The sequence below is a fragment of the Stenotrophomonas maltophilia genome (genome assembly GCF_025642255.1).
Lineage (GTDB): Bacteria > Pseudomonadota > Gammaproteobacteria > Xanthomonadales > Xanthomonadaceae > Stenotrophomonas > Stenotrophomonas maltophilia_P.
This window is the reverse complement of the sequence record NZ_CP106759.1, coordinates 2,068,090-2,087,797: the sequence shown is the minus strand read 5'-3', so window position 1 is coordinate 2,087,797 and position 19,708 is coordinate 2,068,090. Positions and strand designations below refer to the sequence as shown.

The following is a 19,708-nucleotide window of genomic DNA, read 5'->3' as shown; positions in this document are numbered from 1 at the left end:
ACCGCCGAGACGCCGGGGACCGAGAGTGATGAAGCCGTTCGCTGTGCCCGCGCCTGTCAGCGAGATACTGACGGCCTACTGGAAAGCCGATCGCACGCTGCTGCTGCTCATCGCCGGCACCGTGCTGCTCTCCGGCCTGGCCACCGTTGCGGCGCCCTATCTGTTCTCGCGGTTGATCGACCGCCTCCCCGGGCAGGGCGCAGCCGTCCTGGCCGGATGGTTCGTTCTCTACGCCGTGCTGCTCGGGGTGGGCAGCGTGCTGCAGAACACGGTGCAGTACCTGTCATTCCTCAGCGGCGAGAATCTGGGCTTCATCACCAGTACCCGCTACTTCGCGCGCCTGCTGAAGAAGACCAGCAGCTTCTTCGTGGAATACAACGCAGCGGAACTGCAGGTGGCCGGCGAAAAGGGGCGGGGGGCGCTCAAGATCGTCGTGCAGCTGGGCCTGGTGGCCTTCATTCCCAGTGCCCTGCAGATCGTGTTGACCCTGGTCACCCTGGGCGCGCTGATCAATCTGCAGATCGTGGCCATCGTGCTGGGCTACGGCACGGTGGCCGTCGCGCTTTCCGCGCTCGCTACCCGACGTGCACGCATCCACCGCGAAGCGGCCGTCGAGGCCGGCCAGCAGAACGCCCGCTTCGTCGGCAATGCCATGAATGCCATGGAAACGCTCAGGCAGTTCGGCGGCAGCGGCTGGATGGTGCAGCGCTTCGAGCAGAAGGCGCAGAGCGTGCGCGACAGCTGGCGTGCCTACGTGCTGCAGCGCGTAGGCTTCATCGCCCTGCTGGGCATCGGCCTGGCCATCGAGTTCATCGTCACCTTCACCCTGCTGCTGCCGCGTTACCAGAACGGGCAGCTGAGCGTAGGCGACATCGTGCTGTTCAATCTGCTGCTGCTCCAGCTCAACCTGCCGCTGGAGATGATCGCGCGCTCCATCGACGACGTCGCGCGCTCGTGGAGCATGCTGGCGCCGCTCTCTGCCCTGTGGGCCGCGCCCGAGGAACCGCAGGTGGCCCATGCCGAACGGTTCTCCGCCCGCAGCGGCCTGCTCCAGTTCGACGCAGTGAGCCATCGCTATGACAATGGTCGCGGCGTCACCGATGCGACCTTCCACGCCGGACGCGGCGGCATCACCTTCCTGATGGGAGAGACCGGTACCGGCAAGTCGACACTGTTCAAGCTGGCCCTGAAATCCATCGAGCCCCAGCACGGCCGGATACGGGTGGACGGTACCGACCTGGCACGGATCGATCGCGCGACGTGGCACGCGGCCGTCGCCGTCGTGCCGCAGGACGTGATGCTGCTCAACGAGAGCGTGGCCGATAACATCCTGCTGGGGCGCCCGCGCGATGACGAGCGGCTGCGGCACGCCGCACGCAAGGCTGCCATCCTTACCTTGATCGAGGCACTGCCCGAGCGCTTCGAGACCACGGTCGGGGAGCGTGGCCTGAAGCTCTCCGGCGGTGAGCGGCAGCGCATCGCCATCGCACGCGCACTGTATGGCGAGCCCGCGATCCTGTTGCTGGACGAAGCGAGCTCGGCCCTGGATGAGGCCACCGAACGCGAGATCATGGGTCATATCCGGGCGCTGGTCAGCGAGGTGACCGTGCTGGCCATCACCCATCGGCGCAGTGTCGTCACCGACGCCGATCGGGTGGTGGAGCTGGGCGGGGCGCAGATCGAATCCCTTGGCAGGCCAGCGCAGCCCTGATTCCGCGCCCGCTTTGCCGGCCTTCGTCGGCCGGCGCGGGCTCTGGTCGCATGCCGCTCACCAGGCAGGTGCATTTCGGCTAGCGTGGGCACTTGAACACGGGGATGCAGAAATACATGAAACGTTGGCTCTTCCTGATGCTTGTAACGGTCCCGTTTGCTGCCGGGGCCATCGTCATCCGTGACGACGTGGACGATGCCCGTTACCGCATCGATGGATCTGCCTTCCCGGCCCTGGCCGACCTGCCGGGAGAGGGGCACGGCGTACTGATCGCTCCGCGTTGGGTGATCACCGCCGCGCACGCGGCACCGATGGACGGCATGGGTGCCGAAGTCACCGTCGGTGGGCGCAACTACGCCGTCGCGCGTGTGTATCTGCACCCCGGCTTTAGGCCGATGCCGGCCGCGCTGGGCGAAGAGGCCCTGGCAACAGGCAGTGCAGGGAAGATCCACGCGTTCCTGGCGGCATCGGATGACATCGCGCTGATCCGGCTGGCAACGCCCGTTGCCGATGTCGAGCCCGTCGCCCTCTATCGGGGCGCGGGCGAGGTTGCGCAGGTGGCCACCTTGATAGGGAAGGGCGCCACCGGGAATGGCGCCGAGGGGTTGATCCCCGGAGGGTCGCATCGCACCGCTCTGCGGCGTGCGTTCAACGCCATCACCGGCGGCAACGACCGCTATCTCTGGTACCGCTTCGATCCGCCGCCGCGTGGCCTGCCGCTTGAAGGCGTGCTCGGCAACGGCGACAGCGGTGGCCCGCTGGTCATCAATGTGCAGGACCACTGGCAGCTGGTCGGCCTGGGTTCCTGGATCACCGCTGTTCCCGAGCACGCCCTTGAGGCCGGCTTCTATGGCCAGGTGGTGTTCAACGTGCGCATCTCACGCTACGCCGGCTGGATCGACCGCGTCATGTCCGGGGACGACGCCGGTCGATAGCGGTCGCCGGGTTCAACCCGGCAGCTCGCACTTCATCTTTCCGTCCACGTAGTACGGCTTGGGCACGTTGGGGTTGTCGCTGGTCTTCTCGAAGACCACCTCGAACGAGTCGGTATCCGGCGAGCCCTTGCGATCGGTGCAGGCGTCCTGCAGCTTCTTCTTGACCGCAGCAATGCCGGCATCGCGGTTGGCGCCTTCGGCGCTGTTGGTCAGGTTCACGGTTTCGGCTGAGGCCAGCGGACTCAGGGCCAGCAGGCAGCCGGTAATCAGCACGGTGTGGAGCTTGGTCATGGACTCGCCTCGTGAAGGTTCAGGGGCTTCGAGGATAGTGCGCGGCTGTTAACGGTGCGTGGTTGGGTGTGATGCGTCACGTTAGTAAGTGCCGCCCGCCGGTCAGGGCGGGCCCACATCTACGGACGCTGCGGTCAACGGGAGTGGCTGTGTGTCCCGCGAGCGCCAGCGCCCGCGGGACGAGGCATCAGCCTTCCGGCAACAGGCGTTCACTGGCGTGTGCGGTCAGCCCAAGGCCGGCCATGACCAGCCCTTCCAGCACACGGTCGCCGACGTACTGGTCAGGCTCTCCATTCTTGCGGGCGCGCTCTGCGGCAAGCAGAATTTCCATCACCACGCGCAGGCCATTGAGAGAACAGTCGGCGTCGGACAGTGCCATGCGTCGCCCTGGCGGAAGATGGCCTTCCGGCCAGGGCCGGCCGTTGGACGCGGCACCTGCGCCGATGCTGTGCAGCAGTGAAACAAAGGCGTTGGGATCCGGTGTGGGCTCGTTGGCGGGATGCAGGCGGATCGGGTGCGGAGAAGGGGGGTAGGCGTTGGTCATGGCAGGGCTCCGAACAGATAAACGGAAGCCGCCACCGATGAAGGTGGCGGACGGTGCGAGGTTCGAAACCCGGTCTACGCTAAACCGGCAGGCACAAGGCCTCCGCGCACCGCCCGCCATAGCCGGCCGACGGATTGCCAGCCGGCACCACCTAATGGGTGATGCTGGCTGGCAAGCCTGTACTTCAGCGTAGAACCGGGGTTTCGAAGCCCGGCCAGCCGTTTTCGGTGGCGCGCCAAGAATTACTCCCGGTCATGCGGGAAGCCAAGGGCTTGGGGCTGATGCCGACAACGCCCTCGACGCTTTCGGCATTGTTGCATAGCTGGCCGGGGCAGGGAGGCGCCCATCGTGCAAGGGTTTGGCCTGATTTCAGGCGTGGGCTGTCGTGGTGGTGATGGCTCGAGTCCCGGAGCCTGGAATTCAGGGCAATCACGACGCGCGGCAGAAGGGATCTGAAGGTGCTGGGCACTCAGATCACCGTATCGCTAAACGCCGCCTGTTCTTTCAGCCATGCGATCACCGTCGATGCGCCGCTGCGCACATCGCGGTGCAGTGGAAGCGCAATCCAGTAGGCCGGGCCGAGCACTACAGCGGCATCTTTGAATGGCCTTACCAGCGCGCCCGAGGCGATGTCATCGAATGCAAAGCGATGGCGCGCCAGCGCGACGCCCTGGCCCTGCACAGCAGCCCGAAGCACGAGGTCTGACGATGAGAAGCGCGGGCCGGCAGTCACATCCATCGAGGCCGGACCGTACAGCTGCCGCCATGCCTCCCACGATGCATGTGGATCACGATCATGCACCAGCCGCGTCCCGAGCAGGTCGGCCGGCTGCGCCGGTTGGCCGGAAGCTTCGAACAGCGCCGGGCTCATGACCGGATACAGGACTTCGTCCATCAGCGGCTCGCACCTGGCATCGGGCCAGGGCCCACGGCCCATGCGTATGGCCAGGTCGATGTCGCCGGTCTGCAGGTTGTCGATCTTCTGGTCTACAACCACCGACACCTCAAGATGAGGATGCGCCTGCTCGAGTCGCGGAAGGCGCGGAAGCAGCCAGCGTGCCGCAAATGAAGGTGTGGTCGATACGGTCACCGATCGCCCGGAGCGTGCTTCCTGCACTGCGGTGATTGCGCGCTCGATATCGCGGAAGCTCGACAGCGTGGCTCGGCCCAATGCCTCGCCTTGCGGTGTAAATGTGATTCCTCGCCGGCCTGCAGCGTCGCCGACCAGCCGTACACCCAGCCAGAGCTCCAGCTCCGCGAGATGGCGGCTCACCGACGAGTGGACGATGCCGAGCTCGCGCGCGGCCGAGCGAATCCCGCCGTGGGCATACACGGTGGCGAACGCCCGAAGTCCGTTGAGGGGCATCTTCATGGTGGACTCAATAATAGACCAGAAGCGGCGTTCCTTGGACCAGCTTGCCATCACACGATGTTGCATCGAGTCCAGATCGGAGAGGATGAACATGGGAATGCTGGTCGATGGCCGCTGGGTCGATGCCGATTCGACAATGATCGATGGTCGCTTTGTGAGACCGGAAAGCATGTTCCGGCAGGGTCTGGATGGCATTGCGGGCCGACTGCGTGCACAACCGGGTCGCTACTGGCTCATTGCGTCGTCCAGTTGTCCGTGGTCGCATCGCACCCTGCTGCTGCGTGCCCTCAAGCGCCTGGAGCATGCAGTGCCGGTGCAGATCGCGGGTGGTGAGCGAAGGCAGGGCTACGCGGTGGCCGGCGGTGCCTCCTGGGTCGTCCCGGGATGCGGCTCGCGGGTCCGGCACCTGCACGAGATTTACCGTCTGTCGGCACCCCGTTACACCGGCCGGGCAACAGTGCCGGTGCTGTGGGACAGTCAGGCCTGCAGGATCGTCAGCAATGAGTCGTCGCACATCATGCGCGCGTTCGATGCGGCCGATGCGAACGTCGCGGGGGCGTTCACGCTCGTCCCGCCCGCCTTCCGCGGCCGGATCGATGCCCTCAACGCCGCGCTTCAGGCCGGGCTGTTCAATGCCGTCTATCGCGCCGGTTTCGCGCAACGGCAGGACGCCTACGAAGAAGCTGTCGAGAGTGTGTTCGCCATGCTGGATCAGTTGGAGCGGCGTCTTGCGAATGCACGCTATCTGTTTGGCCTGATCATCACCGAGACGGACTGGCGCCTGTTCCCGACTTTGGTCCGGTTCGACGCCGTCTATCACGGCCACTTCAAATGTGCACGTCGGAGACTGATCGACTACCCGCACTTGTGGGCCTACGCGCGAGACCTGTACTCCTGGCGCGGTGTCGCGGCTACGGTCGATCTCGACGTGATTCGCAACGGGTATTACTGGCACGATCGAAGCGTCAACCCGTTCGGCATCATTGCCGCCGCACCCGATGCGGACTGGTCGGCTGCGCACGGTCGCGAGCGCTTCGGACCGGCGCGGGTGACGCTTGCCTCCGGGCAAGCGATTGAGGTCGATCCCATGACGCTTCAGCGCGGAGAGGCTGTGCGATGAGCGCCCTCCTGATCGGCGCAGGTGTCATCGCCGTTGCCACCATCACGCCAGGTCCCAACAACCTGCTGGTCATGCGCATCGCCGCGCGAACCGGATTCGTGAGCGCGCTGCCAGCGATCGCCGCCATCGTTGCCGGAGGATTGGGCATGTGGGCGCTCGTGGCGGCCGGAGCAAGCACCGCATTCCAAACCGTGCCGCACCTGTACGCCCTGATGACCCTTGCTGGCGGGGCGTACCTGTGCTGGATGGGCGCCCGCCTGGTCCTGGAAACACTCCGGCCACCTGAGAAGCACGTGCCCACGCCGACCAGTGTCCGGCACGGCAGCGTGGTGGCGCTGTTCTGCTTTCAGTTCGTCAATCCTAAAAGCTGGGTGCTGGTGCTGACGGTGACTGCCGTCGTCGGCAATGGCGCCGAGCCCCTGCGGACCTCCCTTGTGCTGGCGGCAGCGTTTACGGTGATCTCCGCACTTTGTCTCGCACTCTGGTGCGCGATGGGCGTTTCAATGATGCGCCATCTGGACACAACCGCGGCACGCAACTGGATTGACAGGGTGATGGGCGCGCTGCTGTTCGCATCAGCACTGTTGCTCGTGCTCGCTCCGGCCGACATGCCGAGCGCATGATCCCAATCATGATCGGCAGGGTGCTGGTTCCAGCTCTGAGAATGGCGAAGCCTGGCAGCTCCGGAGGGTTCAGAACTGCCCGTTTGAATTTAGAAAACGGTCGGTCTAAAATGTGCGGCATGACTCCTGCTGTCACTACGACTACGCGCCGCCGGGGGCGCCCGCCGAGGGCGGATCGCGGCTTTGATGACACCCGGCGCGAGCTGGTGCGCACTGGGATCGCGTTGTTGACGGAGCGAAGCTTCTCTGCAACGGGCATCGACGCAATCGTCAGGCAGCTGGGTGTCCCCAAGGGGTCGTTCTACCACTACTTCGACAGCAAAGAGGCCTACGGCTTGGCTGTGCTCGAGGCCTACGACGAGTATTTCTGCCGCAAGCTCGACCGGCATCTGCTGGACGAAGAACGCGATCCGCTTGAGCGGATCCTGGGATTTGTCGCCGACGCCTGCAGTGGCCTGGAACGATTCGACTTCCGGCGAGGCTGCCTGGTCGGCAACCTTGGCCAGGAGATCTCGACATTGCCGCAGGCCTACCGTGCCCGATTGATCGAGGTGTTCAACGGATGGGAATCCCGGCTGGCCGCGTGCCTTGAACTGGCCCGGGGGCGCGCTGAGCTCTCGTCCGACGCGCGCTGCTCCGAGATCGCCACCGCCTTCTGGATCGGATGGGAGGGAGCTGTCCAACGAGCACGGCTTGAGCGCAGCGCTGCGCCGCTCACGATCTTCGCCAATGCGTTCCTGGCGGGCTTGCCCCGCTGAGTCCATGTTCCTTTGCCGGCTTGTAGCCGATCAGTCTAAATCATGCAGCAACCTTGCCGCTGCCCCAGGAGGAAGGCCATGTTCAACGCCGTATACATAGACAAGACGGGAAACGAATTGCAGGTCGACGTCAGGCAGGTGCCTGAATCGGCCCTGCCGGAGGGCGACGTCACCGTCCAGGTTTCGCACAGCACACTGAACTACAAGGACGCGATGGCAATCACCGGCCAGGGCGGTGCGGTGGTGCGGTCCTTTCCGATGGTGCCCGGCATCGACCTGGCCGGCACTGTGCTCGAGTCGGTGGACCGGCGCTATCAACCGGGCGACCAGGTGGTTCTCAATGGCTGGGGCGTGGGTGAGCGGCACTGGGGAGGGCTTTCGCAGCTGGCACGCGTCAACGCCGACTGGCTGATCCCGCTTCCAAAGGGCATGCAACCCGAGCAGGCCATGGCTATCGGAACGGCCGGCTATACCGCCATGCTGAGTCTGATCGCGCTGGAGCGTCATGGCCTTTCTCCGGATGCCGGTGAAGTGCTGGTTACCGGAGCGAGCGGGGGCGTAGGCAGCTTCGCTGTGACATTGCTGGCCGATCGTGGCTACAACGTCGTGGCGTCCACCGGACGGCTGGACGAGACCGACTACCTGAAGTCCCTGGGTGCCAGCGAGGTTATTGATCGCAATGTGCTGTCCCAGCCAGGCAAGCCACTTCAGCGGGAGCGGTGGAGTGCCGCCATTGACTCGGTGGGCAGCCACACACTTGCAAATGTGTGTGCCGCCATCAAGGAAGATGGCGCCGTGGCCGCGTGCGGGCTGGCTCAGGGCATGGACTTTCCTGCCACGGTGGCGCCCTTCATCCTGCGCGGTGTGAGCCTGCTGGGAATCAACAGCGTCACGCGGCCCACCGCAGAGCGGCTCGTGGCGTGGGAACGGCTTGCCAAGGACCTGGATATGGCCAAGCTCGACGCCATCTCCCAGCACATCGGCCTGGGAGAGGTTGTAGCCACTGCCGAAGCCCTGATGGCAGGACGCATCCGCGGACGCGTCGTGGTCAACGTCAATCGTTGACGTGAGGATCGTTGCCGCTGCCTGATGATGGCGTGCCGCCGCTGGCCGGGGGCTCTGCCATTTCCTGAAGGCGCGGGCCTGCACCGCGCCGACCATCGACCAACGCCTTCTTCACTGCCCGCGACATTACACTTGCGCGCTTTCACATGCGGAACAGGGAGGCAAGTAACCCCAACGTGAGAGCCATTTCCTCTATTGCCGCTGCCGTGCTCGTCAGCGCTTCGCTGACAGCGGAGGCATCGGAACGCGATCAAAACGGCGGCGCTTACTTCGAGCCGGGCGGCGCGGTAAGGTTCAACTACGGCTGGCTCGACTACGGCGCGACCAGCCGCCTCCAGCTTGAACTGCTGCGTGCAGACCTCGACGCTGGGACCGGGCCGTTTTCCTTCTCTGCCCAATACCGCTGGTACGATGGTTTCGACGCTGTGCATCACGCCTACGCGGGCTGGCAGTTCTCCGATGCTACCCAGCTGAAGGGAGGTATCCAGCAAGTCCCATTCGGGCTGCTCCCTACCGTTTCGCAGAGTTTCTGGTTCGGCTCCGGCTACTACCTGGGCATCGAGGATGATTACGATCCGGGCCTTGTAGTGATTCACCGCAGCGGCAGCACAACCTGGCATCTCGGCTGGTTCTCCGGAGACGAATACGGATCGGGTGCTCGCTACGATCGCTACTCCTTCGATGTCGCGCAGACCGAGGCGTTGCCGTATCGCGAGCGGCAACGGCTGCATGCACGCGTGGAGAATGCGCGCGACTGGGCTGGCGGGGACCTGCTGCTGGGCGCATCCGCGTTCGCCGGCAAAGTGCAGAACACACAGACACGACGCCATTACGGTCACCAGGGTGCAGCTCTGCATGCACAGTGGACGCGCGATGGCTGGACCGCGCAGTTGCAGTGGGCGCGGTACCGGTATGACGTGCCCGGAGATCGCATCGCAATGTCGGCGTTCCAATCCCCCTTCCAGGTTGCAGCGCAGGCGGATGTGCCAAGCGCCAACATCGCCTATTCGTTCGGCCAGAAGGGCTGGCTGGATGACATCACCTGCTATAACAACCTCAGCATGACCCGCCCGGTCGGGCACCGCGCGGGCCTACGCAACTCGTGGCAGAACGTGACCGGTTGCAGCCTGCAGAAGGGCGTCATGCTCACCTATGTCGATTGGATCGCCGGCCGCAACATGTGGTTTGCCGGCGGCGACGGCATCGGCATCAGCGAGGGAGGCCCTTCGCGCTGGCATTCTCGGTTGAATCTGAACCTCGGTTTCTACTTCTGATCGGCCTCGCGCGCTCAGCAGGACCTTCCATTGAAGAACTCGGAGGCATGCTGTCAGGAGCGCTGAGGCGCCGCAGGTACAGCGCCCAACGAAGGCGGCTCAGGGCGTCTCGTTTAATTGAGACAGCAGATTCCTCGCCACTTCTATTGCCTTCTCGCGTGAGGTGACAATGTGGAGAGGGTAGCCCCAGAACTTGGAAAAGGGTACCGAGAACGCCTTGTAGGCGACGCGCTTGGCCGGATTGGGCTCGACCAGGACCATCGCCAGAACCAGCCTGCGAAGCTCGGCCTTGTGCTGCTTCATCCACAGCGCCATGCGTTTCTTCTCCGCTGGCGAGTGGTCATGCTCCTCCGATGGCGCCGTATCAGTGAGAAGTACGAAGGGCTCCCCCCGGCGCAGATTTTCCTCGAATGCGTCGAAGTCATCCTGATGTTCGTGTTCGGGGCCTTGCGCGAGGTCCATCCAGACCAGGGGAAAATCACTGCTGTTCATCGACATGGGCGGCTTCCTTGAGTTTGATGTGTCGCCAGGTGGTCGCTGCAGCGAACAGGCCCGGCAGCGTGATGAAGAAGATTGCGGAAAAGGTGACGTGCCAACCGTCCCTGAAACCGTCGAAGACGCCGCCGAGCGTATTCAGCAGCACAAGTGCGCTCCCCAGTATCAGCGCAATCCAACAGGATCTTCGGGTATTTGACAGTGCGAGAAGCACTGTCACTATCCAGCACCCGTAATAGGCGGGAAATGCCCAGAGCGCATCGTGATCAAACGTGATCGCCGGTGCCGCTCCTTTGGCCCTGGCGAAGTCGTTGACGTAGAAGAACAGCTGGAAGGTGACAAAGAGAATGGCGCCAGCGGCAGTTGTCAGCCACAGCAATGCAACTTTGTCTGGAACACTTCCGGGCCGGGGTGGGGCGGTGGGCGAGGAGGGCTGAGTGGGCATGGCGGATTGTTCTCTGATGAGCCTCTATGGATCTTGTCGGGTACAGTGATGAATCAGTATCTGTAGTCCAGCGTCACCATCACATTGCGCGGCGCGCCATAGCCGACGGTGTCGAAATCTCCCTTCTGAAGCGCGTACTTCCTGTCCAGGACGTTGTTGACGTTGATAGCCACACTGGATTTGTCCGTGATGGAGTAGCGACCCATTACCGAGAGAAGTGCATAGGATCCCTGTTCTCCACCCAGGGAACTGGTTCCTGTGTTGGGCGCGTTGTAGAAGCGGCTTTGCCATTTGAAGCCGCCGCCCAGCGTCAAGCGGTCCCATTGGCCCGGCAACCGATAGGTCGTGAAAAGCTGCGCTGTGGTGCGGGGCAACTGCGTGTTCAAGCGCTCGTGGGCACCGTCCTTCGCAGTGAAGTGCGCGACACCCGCGTAGACGTTCCATCCACGGGACAGCTCTCCCTGAAGATCCAGCTCGACACCGCGAGACCTGGTCCCGTCGGCGCCGCGGTAAGCCTGCGCTCCGCTGGGTGTGTAGGTGCCGGCGACCGATTGCGCGGCGTTGTCCAGTTCGGTGTGGAAGAGGGCAATCGATGCAGTCAAGCGCCCGTCAAGAAGCCCTGCCTTCAGCCCGATTTCGCTTGTTCTGCCTTTTGAAGGGGTCAGCACGTTACCGTTGCTGTCCCGATACTCGGTCTGGGGGTTGAACACTCCTGTGTGGCTGGCGTAGACCGAGTACGTCGCGTTGATGTCGTAGATCAGGCCGGCGTACGGGGTGAACTCGCCACTTTTTCTGTAGTGCACCGGTGCTCCACCGGCCGCATCGTCGATTTCATAGGTACTGAGGCGCCCCCCGACGATCAGCTTCAGTGGTTCAGCCAGCGAGAGTCGCGCCGCGCTGTAGACGCCACCTTGCTTGATTCGGGTTCGCGTCGGCGTTGTGGACATCGCATCGAAGTCAGGCCTGCGGAATGAGGGGCTCAACTCATACACGTTCACCGGCCAGATGCCTGCATAGAAGGGGGCGACGTCCTCCTGATATGCGTTGCGCCGAGAGCGGGTGGCGCCGACGACCAGATCGTGCTGTCGGCCAAACAGCTGGAAGGGGCCACCGGCCATGACGTCGAACGTGTTCTGGCGACTGCGCCCCTCGGACGCCAGCGCTACCGGATAGGCCCCGTTGGGGAACACGCCCAGGCCTGTGGCACGATCAGGTCGGCCGATCAGGCCAAGGAGCTCGGCGGCATGCTCGGTCCGATATTGATTCGCGGTGGCCTGGAACTTCCAGCCGTTTCCGAAGAGATGCTCGATTTCGGCGAAGGCCGTCTTGAGGGTGTTGTCCCAGTAGCTCCAGTCCTGCGCGTAGTTCCTGGAGCGCGGATACTCCGCTTGCGTACCATCGCTGAACCAAAGTGGCAGGCCTCCCCAGGTCGATCCCTTCGGCGTGATGTCCTGGTATTCGTACCCCAGGCGGAAGGTCGTGTCGGCGGTCAGATCGGCCTCGATGACGCCATATAGCGACTTCCTCTGCGGCCTGTAACCATCAAGGTAGCTATGTCCGTCCTGGTATGTCCCCACCAGTCGCGACCGGATCCGACCGTCCGCGGTCAGCGGTGTGGAGATGTCGCCGACGCTCCGATAGGTCTCCCAGCTGCCAGCCCCCAGCGAAGCGCTCGCCGAGAAATCACGTGTCGGTCGTTTGCGCACAAGATTGATCGCGGCTGAGGGGTTGCCGGTACCTGTCAGCAGGCCCGATGCACCACGCACGACTTCCACGCGGTCGTAGAAGGCTGTATCAACAGCGCCGATTCCACTTCCATTGACGGTGCTGCCGACCACCGTGGGTATGCCGTTGTACTGGATGTTATTGATCAGGAAGCCTCGCGCATAGAAGCTGGTACGCTCACTGTCCGACTGGTACGTGGCGATTCCGGACGTGCTCTCCAGCGCTGCCTGCACCGAGTCCAGGTGCTGGTCATCCATGCGCTGACGCGTCAGTACAGTCAGTGCCTGCGGCGTCTGCTTGAGCGACAGCGGCATGCGCGTGGCGGCAGAGGACTCCCGCGTCGTATACGATCCTGTGTCCTCTGTGGCCGACTTGTCCTTGTGAGCCAGCACTGTGACCGTGGGTAACGCGGTCTCTTCCCGCGCTGTCCTTTCGTCCGCGTGATCGGACGGAACGGATTCGCCTGCAAATGCGGTCGGCGCGCCCAGCAGGGCCCATGCAACTGCCACGGTCAGACCAGCGTATCGGGCGTCCCTCGGGCGCCCGCGCCTGTACTCCAGAGCAGAATTCCCATCCGCACCGGCAAGCACGTTGATCGGGTAATGGGGAGCATCGGCGCTCTGCTGGCCAGTCATAAATAATAGTCATTCGCGTTTGGGCGGCACATTTAACAACGAATTCCAGGGGAATACTGGCGAACCCAGGCCAGACTATTGTTCAGTCAGGCCAGGTCGGCGGCGGCAGGCGGCAGGCGGCAGGCGAGAGTCGGCTACACGAAGGAGCGAGGTCGAACCGGGCCGGAGGTGGAGCAGGCCAGGGGGGGGGCGGGAGCTGGCCAGCCCGTTCAGCCCGGCAGATGGCCGGGCAAGGTGATTGTGGGCGGCGCGATCTGCGGCGCCAGCATGGAGCGTTCTGAAAGGTAGCGCCCAGGTGGCTTTCCCATCGCCTTGCGAAACATGGTTACAAAGCCGCTTGCACTGCCGTACCCCAGATCCAGTGCGATCGTTTGAACGCTTTCACCTTGGGCCAGACGTTGGAGCGCAAGGATGACGTGCAGCTGCCGGCGCCAACGCCCAAAGCCCATGCCGATCTCGTCCTGCAGGAGGCGGCTCATGCTGCGCTCGCTCATGCCGACGCGGCTCGCCCATACGCCCTTCGGGGTCTTGTCGGTCGGGTCGACCAGCAGGCACTCGGCCAGGCGACGGAGTCTTGCATCGCGCGGCATCGGCAGATGCAGATCTTCAACCGGGGCCTCTGCCAGCTGGTCGAGCAATGTGGCAATGAGGCGCTCCTCCTTGCCTCCAGCTGCATACTGCTCAGGAAAATCAGCCGCCTTCAACAGCAGTTCGCGCAGCAATGGCGAAACCGCAACGGTACAGCAGAACGTTGGGAGGTCCGGTGCGGCCTCCGGCTCGACAAACAGGCAGTAGCATTCTGTGTGTCCCGCTCCCCTTGCCGAGTGGGGAAGGTCGCCCGGTATCCAGACTGCGCACTGCGGAGGAACGATCCAGACGCCATCTTCCACCTCACAGGTCAAGACGCCGCGAACCGAATAGATCAGCTGTGCCTTGCGGTGCTGGTGGCGCTCATTTTCCCAGTCCCGCGCCACCGAAGCGGCAGTAACGGCTACAACTGCCTGGTGAAGGCTGTCGACGCTCGCGTGCGCTGCGAAATCAGTGGTGGATACTCTGGACATGATGAAGGGGTCGATAGGCGGACGGCGATCTGCCGCCCGATTAGGGATTGCGGCCATTCACTTGTCAATGAAGCAGGCGCATGCTCGCGGCTGCGGGCTCATCGCCCGTTTGCCCGCTTTGGACGCCCCCTTCTGAACGGAGCCGGCTTGCGATGGCGGTTTCATGGGATGATGCATCACTGTGCCCGCCTGCCAACATATGCATACGCTGACTGATCCCCACCTTCTCAATGACGTCGCTGAGATCGGTCGTATCGAGGCAGTGCCGCGCATCCTCGAAACCGTAGCCCATATCACGGGCTCGAGATTCACGGCGATTGCCAGGGTTACAGAGACGACCTGGACGGCCTGCGCCACCCTGGACACGCTCGGGTTCGGGCTTGTTCCAGGCGGGCAGCTGGTCCTGGAAACCACCATCTGTGACGAGATCAGGCAGTCATCAACCTCCGTGGTTTTCGCACGCGCCAGTACCCACCCGCTGTACTCCAAGCACCACACGCCTCGGATCTACGGGCTTGAGAGTTACGCGTCGGTTCCGATTCATCGGCCGGACGGCAGATTCTTCGGCACCCTGTGCGCCATCGATTCTTCGCCGGGCAACTTCGATGAAGCCCATGTCCGACGGTCCATGGAGCTGCTTGCCGAGCTCGTCGGCAACTATCTGGACAAGGAGGACCGCCTACAGGAAGCGGAGACGGCGCTTTCGGACGCGCAGCGGGATTCCGACTTGCGCGATCAGTTCATCGCGGTACTGGGCCATGATCTTCGCAGCCCCCTCCAGGCAATCAGCGTAGCAGCAGATGCACTTGAGGATGAGGCGACGTCCGCGCGTCAGCAGCAGATGCTTGCGCACATCGCATCTGGCGTGACCCGGATGGATGGGCTCATAAACGATGTACTTGATTTTGCCAGGGGCCGATTGGGTGGAGGCATCCCGATCTCGCTCCGGGAAAGCGATACGCTGCAAGCTGACCTTGAACGAGTTGCAGCGGAAGTGGCGATCGCCACCGGTCGCGAGGACATCGATGTGCAGATGCGGATCGAGGGCAGCGTGGTCTGCGATCCCGGCAGGCTGTCGCAGCTGCTGGCCAACCTGCTGACGAACGCAGTGCAGCATGGCGAGCGGTCGCTTCCTGTCACGCTGAGGGTGCATGCTGCATCCAATCGCCTCACGCTGGATGTGCACAACGCAGGCTGCATTGCGCCCGACAGGCTCAGCACCATTTTCAACCCGTTCTCGCGTGAGAAGGGCGAGCTTCCCAGGCCAGGTCTTGGTCTGGGCATCTATATCGCATCGGAGATTGCCAAGTCTCACGGCGGGATACTCGATGTGGTGTCAAGTGAAAGTGCCGGAACAGTGTTCACGTTCCGGATGCCAAGCGCGGATGTTGCCTGAGCGCCGGGGCTGGCCCTGCTTGACGCCGCGGCATGCACTATCCAGGAGGTAGGCCGCGGTGGACTTTCGCTCAAGCAAGCTGTGGTAGCTCACGTCGAAGCACTTCGTGCGCTGCGCGAGGGCGAAGGCGGACCGTCAGGCCCCGTTGGCCGGACAATGCGCTGCCAACGGAAGCTCTCGCGCATTCAGCGTGGATCGTGCCTCCTTGCTGGGGTTGGTAGGAAAGTTCCTTCTCTCAGTGCCGCAGATCAGTGTCTGTGGCGCACGCTTGCCAGACACGGCATTGAAGATGACCGGCCAGTACGCTCGGCCGATGATGCCGGCATGCCTCCGACCGGCTTCACAAATCTGTACCCCGAAGACGGGCATAGTGCCCTCTGAGTAGTGTGAGCGCGTCCATCCAGCCACGGGGTTTCCCCGAACGCCAGGAGGTCACTGTGCCAAGTTGGGATGAAGGAATGAAGTTGACGCGTCGCCAGGTGATCGCCGGCGGCGCCACGACCGTGGCGATGTCCGCCGCACCAGGGGCGTCATCGCTCGCCGCCGAACTGGCGGCATCCCCGCCGCCCAGGCCGCCGGTCATCAGCACGGTGGCCTTGACCGTCAACGGCGCGCGCCGGGAGCTTGAGCTCGACACGCGAACCACGCTGCTCGATGCCCTACGCGAACATCTGGAGCTGACCGGGACCAAAAAGGGCTGCGACCACGGTCAATGCGGTGCCTGTACCGTGCTGGTCAACGGTGAGCGCATCAATGCCTGCCTCAGCCTGGCGGTGCAGCACCAGGGCGATGCCATCACCACCATCGAAGGCCTCGGAACCCCCGATGACCTGCATCCGATGCAGGCCGCCTTCATCAAGCATGACGGTTACCAGTGCGGGTATTGCACGCCGGGGCAGATCTGTTCGGCGGTAGCGGTACTGGACGAGATCAAGCGGGGTGTCCCCAGCCATGTGCAGGCGGACGTCAGCGCACTGCCCCAGGCCACCAGCATGGAAATGCGCGAACGCATGAGTGGCAACCTCTGCCGATGCGGCGCCTATTCCAACATTGCCGAGGCAATGCAAGAGGTCGCTGGCGTGACCTCTGCAGGGAGGCCCTCATGAGGGCCTTCAGTTACGAACGCGCGAAGTCCCCGGCCGAGGCCGCCAAAGCCGTGGCCGGTACCGAGGGTGCGAAGTTCCTGGCCGGAGGGACCAACCTGCTCGACCTGATGAAGCTGGAGGTCGAGACGCCAACGCACCTGGTCGACGTGCAGGACATCGGCCTGGACAGGATCGAACCCACCGACGAGGGCGGCCTGCGCATCGGCACGCTGGTCACCAATACCGCACTGGCCTCGCATGAACGCGTGCGCCGCGACTACGCGGTGCTGACCCGCGCGATCGTGGCAGGCGCCTCCGGGCAGCTGCGCAACAAAGCCACCACCGGCGGAAATCTGCTGCAGCGCACGCGCTGCCCGTACTTCTACGACCCCCATCTTCCCTGCAACAAGCGCCTGCCCGGATCAGGCTGCGGCGCGCTCGAAGGATTCTCCCGGCAGATGGGCGTGATCGGCACCTCGGACAGCTGCATCGCGACCTATCCGGGCGACATGGCGGTGGCCCTGCGGGTGCTGGACGCCTCGATCCAGACCGTCAGGGGTGACGGTAGTACGCGCAGCATCCCGATCACCGATTTCCATCGTTCCCCCGGCGACAGGCCGCAGCAGGACAACGTGCTGCAGCGCGGTGAGCTGATCACCCACGTCACGCTGCCGGAACCTTTGGGCGGTCGGCACGTTTACCACAAGGTACGTGACCGCGCGTCCTATGCGTTCGCACTGGTGTCGGTCGCCGCGGTCGTGCAGCAAGACGGCTCGGCGCGGTTCGCCTTCGGTGGAGTTGCGCCGAAGCCGTGGCGCATAGAGGCAGCCGAACCCCTGCTGCGCGACGGCGTAAAGGCCGCGGCCCGGCAGGTGTTCGCCGGCGCCCGTCCGACGCGGGAGAACGCGTTCAAGATCGCTCTCGCCGAGCGCACCCTCGCAGCCGTGCTGGTGGAAGGAGAGCACTGATGCCCCTTGAATTCAACGCCCCCGCCGGTGACAACCTGTTCGACAAAGCGAAGGTCGTCGGCAAGTCGACGACGCGCATCGACGGCCCACGCAAGACCACCGGCACCGCCCCCTATGCGTATGAGCGCCATGACGTGGCACCGAACCAGGCCTACGGCTATATCGTCGGCGCGGGCATCGGCAAGGGGCGCATCATTTCGATGGATGCCTCCCGCGCACGCGCCGCCCCGGGCGTGCTGGCGGTCATCACCGCACCGGAGACCAAGCCGGTCGGCAAATCGAACTGGAACAATGCACCGCTGTTCGGCGGCCCCGAAGTTGCCCACTATCACCAGGCCATCGCCTGCGTGGTGGCAGAGACCTTCGAGCAGGCCCGCGCCGCCGCGGCATTGATCCGCACCCGCTATGAGCGCGGCAAGGGCCGCTTCGATTTTCCCGCACTGGCGCCGTCCGCGCCGCTGGCAAAGGGGCGCGATGGCAAGCCCGACCGGCAGGCGCTGGGCGATTTCGACACCGCCTACGCGAGCGCCGCGGTCAAACTCGACGAGACCTACCACACCTCCGACGAAAGTCATTCGATGATGGAGCCGCACGCCACCATCGCCGCCTGGGAGGGCGACACGCTCACGCTGTGGACGGCGAACCAGATGATCGACTGGGCCAGGCAGGGCATGGCGGCGATCCTCGGCATCGATCCTGCCAAGGTGCGCGTGGACTCGCCCTATATCGGCGGCGGCTTCGGCGGCAAGCTGTTCATCCGTGCCGACGCGGTGCTGGCCGCGTTGGCGGCCAAGCAGGTCGGGCGACCGGTGAAGATCGCGCTGCAACGGCCTTTGATGGCCAACAACACCACCCACCGGCACGCAACCATTCAACGCGTCCGGATCGGTTGCGCGAAAGACGGCAGGATCTCCGCCATCGCCCATGAGAACTGGTCGGGCAACATCAACGGCGAGGACGGCGAGAACGGCACCCTGCAGACGCCCAAGCTCTATGCGGGCGCCAACCGCCTGGTGGCCAACTACATCGCCACGCTCGATATGCCCGAAGGCAATGCAATGCGCGCGCCGGGCGAAGCGCCAGGCCACATGGCGCTGGAAGTGGCGATGGACGAGATGGCCGAGAAGCTGGGCCTCGACCCGATCGCGTTCCGCATCCTCAACGAGCCGGAGGTCGTACCCGGCGACCCGTCCAAGAAGTTCTCCGACCGCAACCTGGTGCGCTGCCTGCGCGAAGGCGCCAAGCGCTTCAACTGGAACAAGCGCAATGCCAGGCCGGCGCAGGTAAGGGAAGGGCACTGGCTGGTCGGCATGGGCGTGTCCGCGGGGTATCGCGGCGCACCGACGATGAAGTCGGCGGCGCGGGTGCGGCTCGACGGCCAAGGCGGCGTGATCGTGGAAACCGACATGACCGACATCGGCACGGGCTCCTACACGATCATCGCGCAGACGGCAGCCGAGACCATGGGCGTGCCGCTGGACCGGGTCCAGGTGACCCTCGGCGACTCTCGTCATCCCGCCTCCGCCGGTTCCGGCGGCCAGTGGGGCGCGGCAAGCTCCACCGCAGGCGTGTACGCGGCGTGCGTCAGCCTGCGCCGCAAGGTGGGCGAGAAACTGGGCTTCGACGGCGACACCGCAAACTTCGCCAATGGCCGCATCCAGGCGGGTGGGCGGACCATCAAGCTGGCGGAGGCGGGGACACTGTCGGCGGAGGACGGCATTGCCTTCGGCGACTTCAAACAAGGCTACGACGTCGGCACCTACGCAGGGCATTTCTGCGAGGTCGCCGTGCATGCCTACACTGGAGAGACGCGCATTCGCCGCATGCTTGCCGTATGCGATGGCGGCCGGATCCTCAATCCGCTGTCCGCGCGCAGCCAGGTCATCGGCGGGATGGTGATGGGCGCGGGGGCGACCCTCATGGAGGAACTGGTGGTCGACAAGCGGCTTGGCTTGTTCATCAACCACGACCTGGCCGGCTACGAGGTTCCCGTGCACGCCGATATTCCGTACCAGGAAGTGGTCTTCCTCGATACGCTGGACCCGGTGATCTCGCCGATGAAGGCCAAGGGCGTGGGTGAACTGGGCATCTGTGGGGTCGGCGCTGCGATCGCCAATGCGGTCTACAACGCAACCGGGGTGCGCGTACGCAACTATCCCATCACCCTGGACAAGCTGTTGCCCGGCTTGCCCGACGTGGGCTGAC

Annotated in this window: 18 protein-coding genes; 11 read left to right on the top strand and 7 right to left on the bottom strand. The window is 64.2% G+C overall.

Translation table 11 applies throughout. The features are described 5' to 3' along the window. The first annotated feature begins 28 nt into the window (after positions 1-28). Together N8888_RS09630 and N8888_RS09625 are read left to right on the top strand one after the other, a co-directional pair. Positions 29-1,711, top strand: a complete 1,683-nt coding sequence (locus tag N8888_RS09630; RefSeq protein ID WP_263174264.1) for an ABC transporter ATP-binding protein — start codon at positions 29-31, stop codon at positions 1,709-1,711. Between the two features lie 116 nt (positions 1,712-1,827). After that, positions 1,828-2,646, top strand: coding sequence for a S1 family peptidase (locus N8888_RS09625; RefSeq protein ID WP_263174261.1), 819 nt, complete (start codon positions 1,828-1,830; stop codon positions 2,644-2,646). Between the two features lie 12 nt (positions 2,647-2,658). Here the strand turns inward: N8888_RS09625 and N8888_RS09620 are convergent, their stop codons facing one another. The 3 genes from N8888_RS09620 to N8888_RS09610 form a co-directional block, all read right to left on the bottom strand. After that, the gene (locus N8888_RS09620; protein WP_053515798.1) at positions 2,659-2,937 is read right to left on the bottom strand and encodes a hypothetical protein; all 279 of its coding nucleotides are present in this window, start codon (positions 2,935-2,937) and stop codon (positions 2,659-2,661) included. Between the two features lie 187 nt (positions 2,938-3,124). Further along, positions 3,125-3,481, bottom strand: a complete 357-nt coding sequence (locus N8888_RS09615; protein ID WP_111186949.1) for a hypothetical protein — start codon at positions 3,479-3,481, stop codon at positions 3,125-3,127. 469 nt (positions 3,482-3,950) lie between these two features. Next, the gene (locus N8888_RS09610; RefSeq protein WP_263174254.1) at positions 3,951-4,946 is read right to left on the bottom strand and encodes a LysR substrate-binding domain-containing protein; all 996 of its coding nucleotides are present in this window, start codon (positions 4,944-4,946) and stop codon (positions 3,951-3,953) included. Here N8888_RS09610 and N8888_RS09605 point away from each other — a divergent pair. From N8888_RS09605 to N8888_RS09585, 5 genes are all read left to right on the top strand, one after another. Then, positions 4,945-5,973, top strand: a complete 1,029-nt coding sequence (locus N8888_RS09605) for a glutathione S-transferase family protein (protein WP_263174251.1) — start codon at positions 4,945-4,947, stop codon at positions 5,971-5,973. The two genes, N8888_RS09610 and N8888_RS09605, sit on opposite strands and share 2 nt — an antisense overlap. Beyond that, positions 5,970-6,596 carry a LysE family translocator gene (locus N8888_RS09600; protein ID WP_065182261.1) on the top strand — a complete coding sequence of 209 codons (627 nt, stop codon included), beginning with the start codon at positions 5,970-5,972 and terminating at the stop codon, positions 6,594-6,596. Before N8888_RS09605 ends, N8888_RS09600 begins: the two co-directional genes overlap by 4 nt. Positions 6,597-6,715: 119 nt before the next feature. Then, positions 6,716-7,354: an acrylate utilization transcriptional regulator AcuR gene (locus N8888_RS09595; RefSeq protein WP_053515927.1), complete on the top strand. Its 639-nt coding sequence runs from the start codon at positions 6,716-6,718 to the stop codon at positions 7,352-7,354. A gap of 78 nt (positions 7,355-7,432) precedes the next feature. Next, positions 7,433-8,419, top strand: a complete 987-nt coding sequence (locus N8888_RS09590) for an acrylyl-CoA reductase (NADPH) (RefSeq protein ID WP_253118489.1) — start codon at positions 7,433-7,435, stop codon at positions 8,417-8,419. Positions 8,420-8,595: 176 nt separating this feature from the next. After that, positions 8,596-9,693: a hypothetical protein gene (locus N8888_RS09585; RefSeq protein ID WP_263174241.1), complete on the top strand. Its 1,098-nt coding sequence runs from the start codon at positions 8,596-8,598 to the stop codon at positions 9,691-9,693. 99 nt (positions 9,694-9,792) lie between these two features. Here N8888_RS09585 and N8888_RS09580 read toward each other — a convergent pair whose 3' ends face one another. From N8888_RS09580 to N8888_RS09565, 4 genes are all read right to left on the bottom strand, one after another. Further along, a complete protein-coding gene (locus tag N8888_RS09580) occupies positions 9,793-10,191 on the bottom strand; it encodes a hypothetical protein (protein WP_263174239.1) in 399 nt (132 codons plus the stop codon). Continuing rightward, entirely contained in the window at positions 10,172-10,633 is a 462-nt protein-coding gene (locus N8888_RS09575; protein WP_263174238.1) for a hypothetical protein, read from the bottom strand. Before N8888_RS09575 ends, N8888_RS09580 begins: the two co-directional genes overlap by 20 nt. A gap of 53 nt (positions 10,634-10,686) precedes the next feature. Then, the gene (locus N8888_RS09570) at positions 10,687-12,993 is read right to left on the bottom strand and encodes a TonB-dependent siderophore receptor (RefSeq protein WP_263174235.1); all 2,307 of its coding nucleotides are present in this window, start codon (positions 12,991-12,993) and stop codon (positions 10,687-10,689) included. Between the two features lie 209 nt (positions 12,994-13,202). Then, the gene (locus N8888_RS09565; RefSeq protein WP_111187015.1) at positions 13,203-14,054 is read right to left on the bottom strand and encodes an AraC family transcriptional regulator; all 852 of its coding nucleotides are present in this window, start codon (positions 14,052-14,054) and stop codon (positions 13,203-13,205) included. 199 nt (positions 14,055-14,253) lie between these two features. On the opposite strand from N8888_RS09565, the gene N8888_RS09560 reads away from it, so the two are divergent. From N8888_RS09560 to paoC, 4 genes are all read left to right on the top strand, one after another. Next, positions 14,254-15,450 (top strand): GAF domain-containing sensor histidine kinase, encoded by a 1,197-nt coding sequence (locus tag N8888_RS09560; protein ID WP_081279764.1) that lies wholly within the window; start codon positions 14,254-14,256, stop codon positions 15,448-15,450. Between the two features lie 458 nt (positions 15,451-15,908). Then, entirely contained in the window at positions 15,909-16,556 is a 648-nt protein-coding gene (gene paoA, locus N8888_RS09555) for an aldehyde dehydrogenase iron-sulfur subunit PaoA (protein WP_263178386.1), read from the top strand. Next, positions 16,553-17,503, top strand: coding sequence for an FAD binding domain-containing protein (locus N8888_RS09550; RefSeq protein WP_263174229.1), 951 nt, complete (start codon positions 16,553-16,555; stop codon positions 17,501-17,503). Before paoA ends, N8888_RS09550 begins: the two co-directional genes overlap by 4 nt. Continuing rightward, a complete protein-coding gene (gene paoC, locus N8888_RS09545; protein ID WP_263174226.1) occupies positions 17,503-19,707 on the top strand; it encodes an aldehyde oxidoreductase molybdenum-binding subunit PaoC in 2,205 nt (734 codons plus the stop codon). The genes N8888_RS09550 and paoC overlap by 1 nt, the downstream gene beginning before the upstream one ends. Position 19,708: the final 1 nt, after the last annotated feature.

Excerpts from the sequence above, each read along its gene's own strand:
- N8888_RS09630 (WP_263174264.1), top strand. The coding sequence starts at position 29 with ATGAAGCCGTTCGCTGTGCCCGCGCCTGTCAGCGAGATACTGACGGCC.
- N8888_RS09625 (WP_263174261.1), top strand. The coding sequence starts at position 1,828 with ATGAAACGTTGGCTCTTCCTGATGCTTGTAACGGTCCCGTTTGCTGCC.
- N8888_RS09620 (WP_053515798.1), bottom strand. The coding sequence starts at position 2,937 with ATGACCAAGCTCCACACCGTGCTGATTACCGGCTGCCTGCTGGCCCTG.
- N8888_RS09615 (WP_111186949.1), bottom strand. The coding sequence starts at position 3,481 with ATGACCAACGCCTACCCCCCTTCTCCGCACCCGATCCGCCTGCATCCC.
- N8888_RS09605 (WP_263174251.1), top strand. The coding sequence starts at position 4,945 with ATGGGAATGCTGGTCGATGGCCGCTGGGTCGATGCCGATTCGACAATG.
- N8888_RS09610 (WP_263174254.1), bottom strand. The coding sequence starts at position 4,946 with ATGTTCATCCTCTCCGATCTGGACTCGATGCAACATCGTGTGATGGCA.
- N8888_RS09600 (WP_065182261.1), top strand. The coding sequence starts at position 5,970 with ATGAGCGCCCTCCTGATCGGCGCAGGTGTCATCGCCGTTGCCACCATC.
- N8888_RS09595 (WP_053515927.1), top strand. The coding sequence starts at position 6,716 with ATGACTCCTGCTGTCACTACGACTACGCGCCGCCGGGGGCGCCCGCCG.
- N8888_RS09590 (WP_253118489.1), top strand. The coding sequence starts at position 7,433 with ATGTTCAACGCCGTATACATAGACAAGACGGGAAACGAATTGCAGGTC.
- N8888_RS09580 (WP_263174239.1), bottom strand. The coding sequence starts at position 10,191 with ATGTCGATGAACAGCAGTGATTTTCCCCTGGTCTGGATGGACCTCGCG.
- N8888_RS09575 (WP_263174238.1), bottom strand. The coding sequence starts at position 10,633 with ATGCCCACTCAGCCCTCCTCGCCCACCGCCCCACCCCGGCCCGGAAGT.
- N8888_RS09570 (WP_263174235.1), bottom strand. The coding sequence starts at position 12,993 with ATGACTGGCCAGCAGAGCGCCGATGCTCCCCATTACCCGATCAACGTG.
- N8888_RS09565 (WP_111187015.1), bottom strand. The coding sequence starts at position 14,054 with ATGTCCAGAGTATCCACCACTGATTTCGCAGCGCACGCGAGCGTCGAC.
- N8888_RS09560 (WP_081279764.1), top strand. The coding sequence starts at position 14,254 with ATGCATACGCTGACTGATCCCCACCTTCTCAATGACGTCGCTGAGATC.
- paoA (WP_263178386.1), top strand. The coding sequence starts at position 15,909 with ATGAAGTTGACGCGTCGCCAGGTGATCGCCGGCGGCGCCACGACCGTG.
- N8888_RS09550 (WP_263174229.1), top strand. The coding sequence starts at position 16,553 with ATGAGGGCCTTCAGTTACGAACGCGCGAAGTCCCCGGCCGAGGCCGCC.
- paoC (WP_263174226.1), top strand. The coding sequence starts at position 17,503 with ATGCCCCTTGAATTCAACGCCCCCGCCGGTGACAACCTGTTCGACAAA.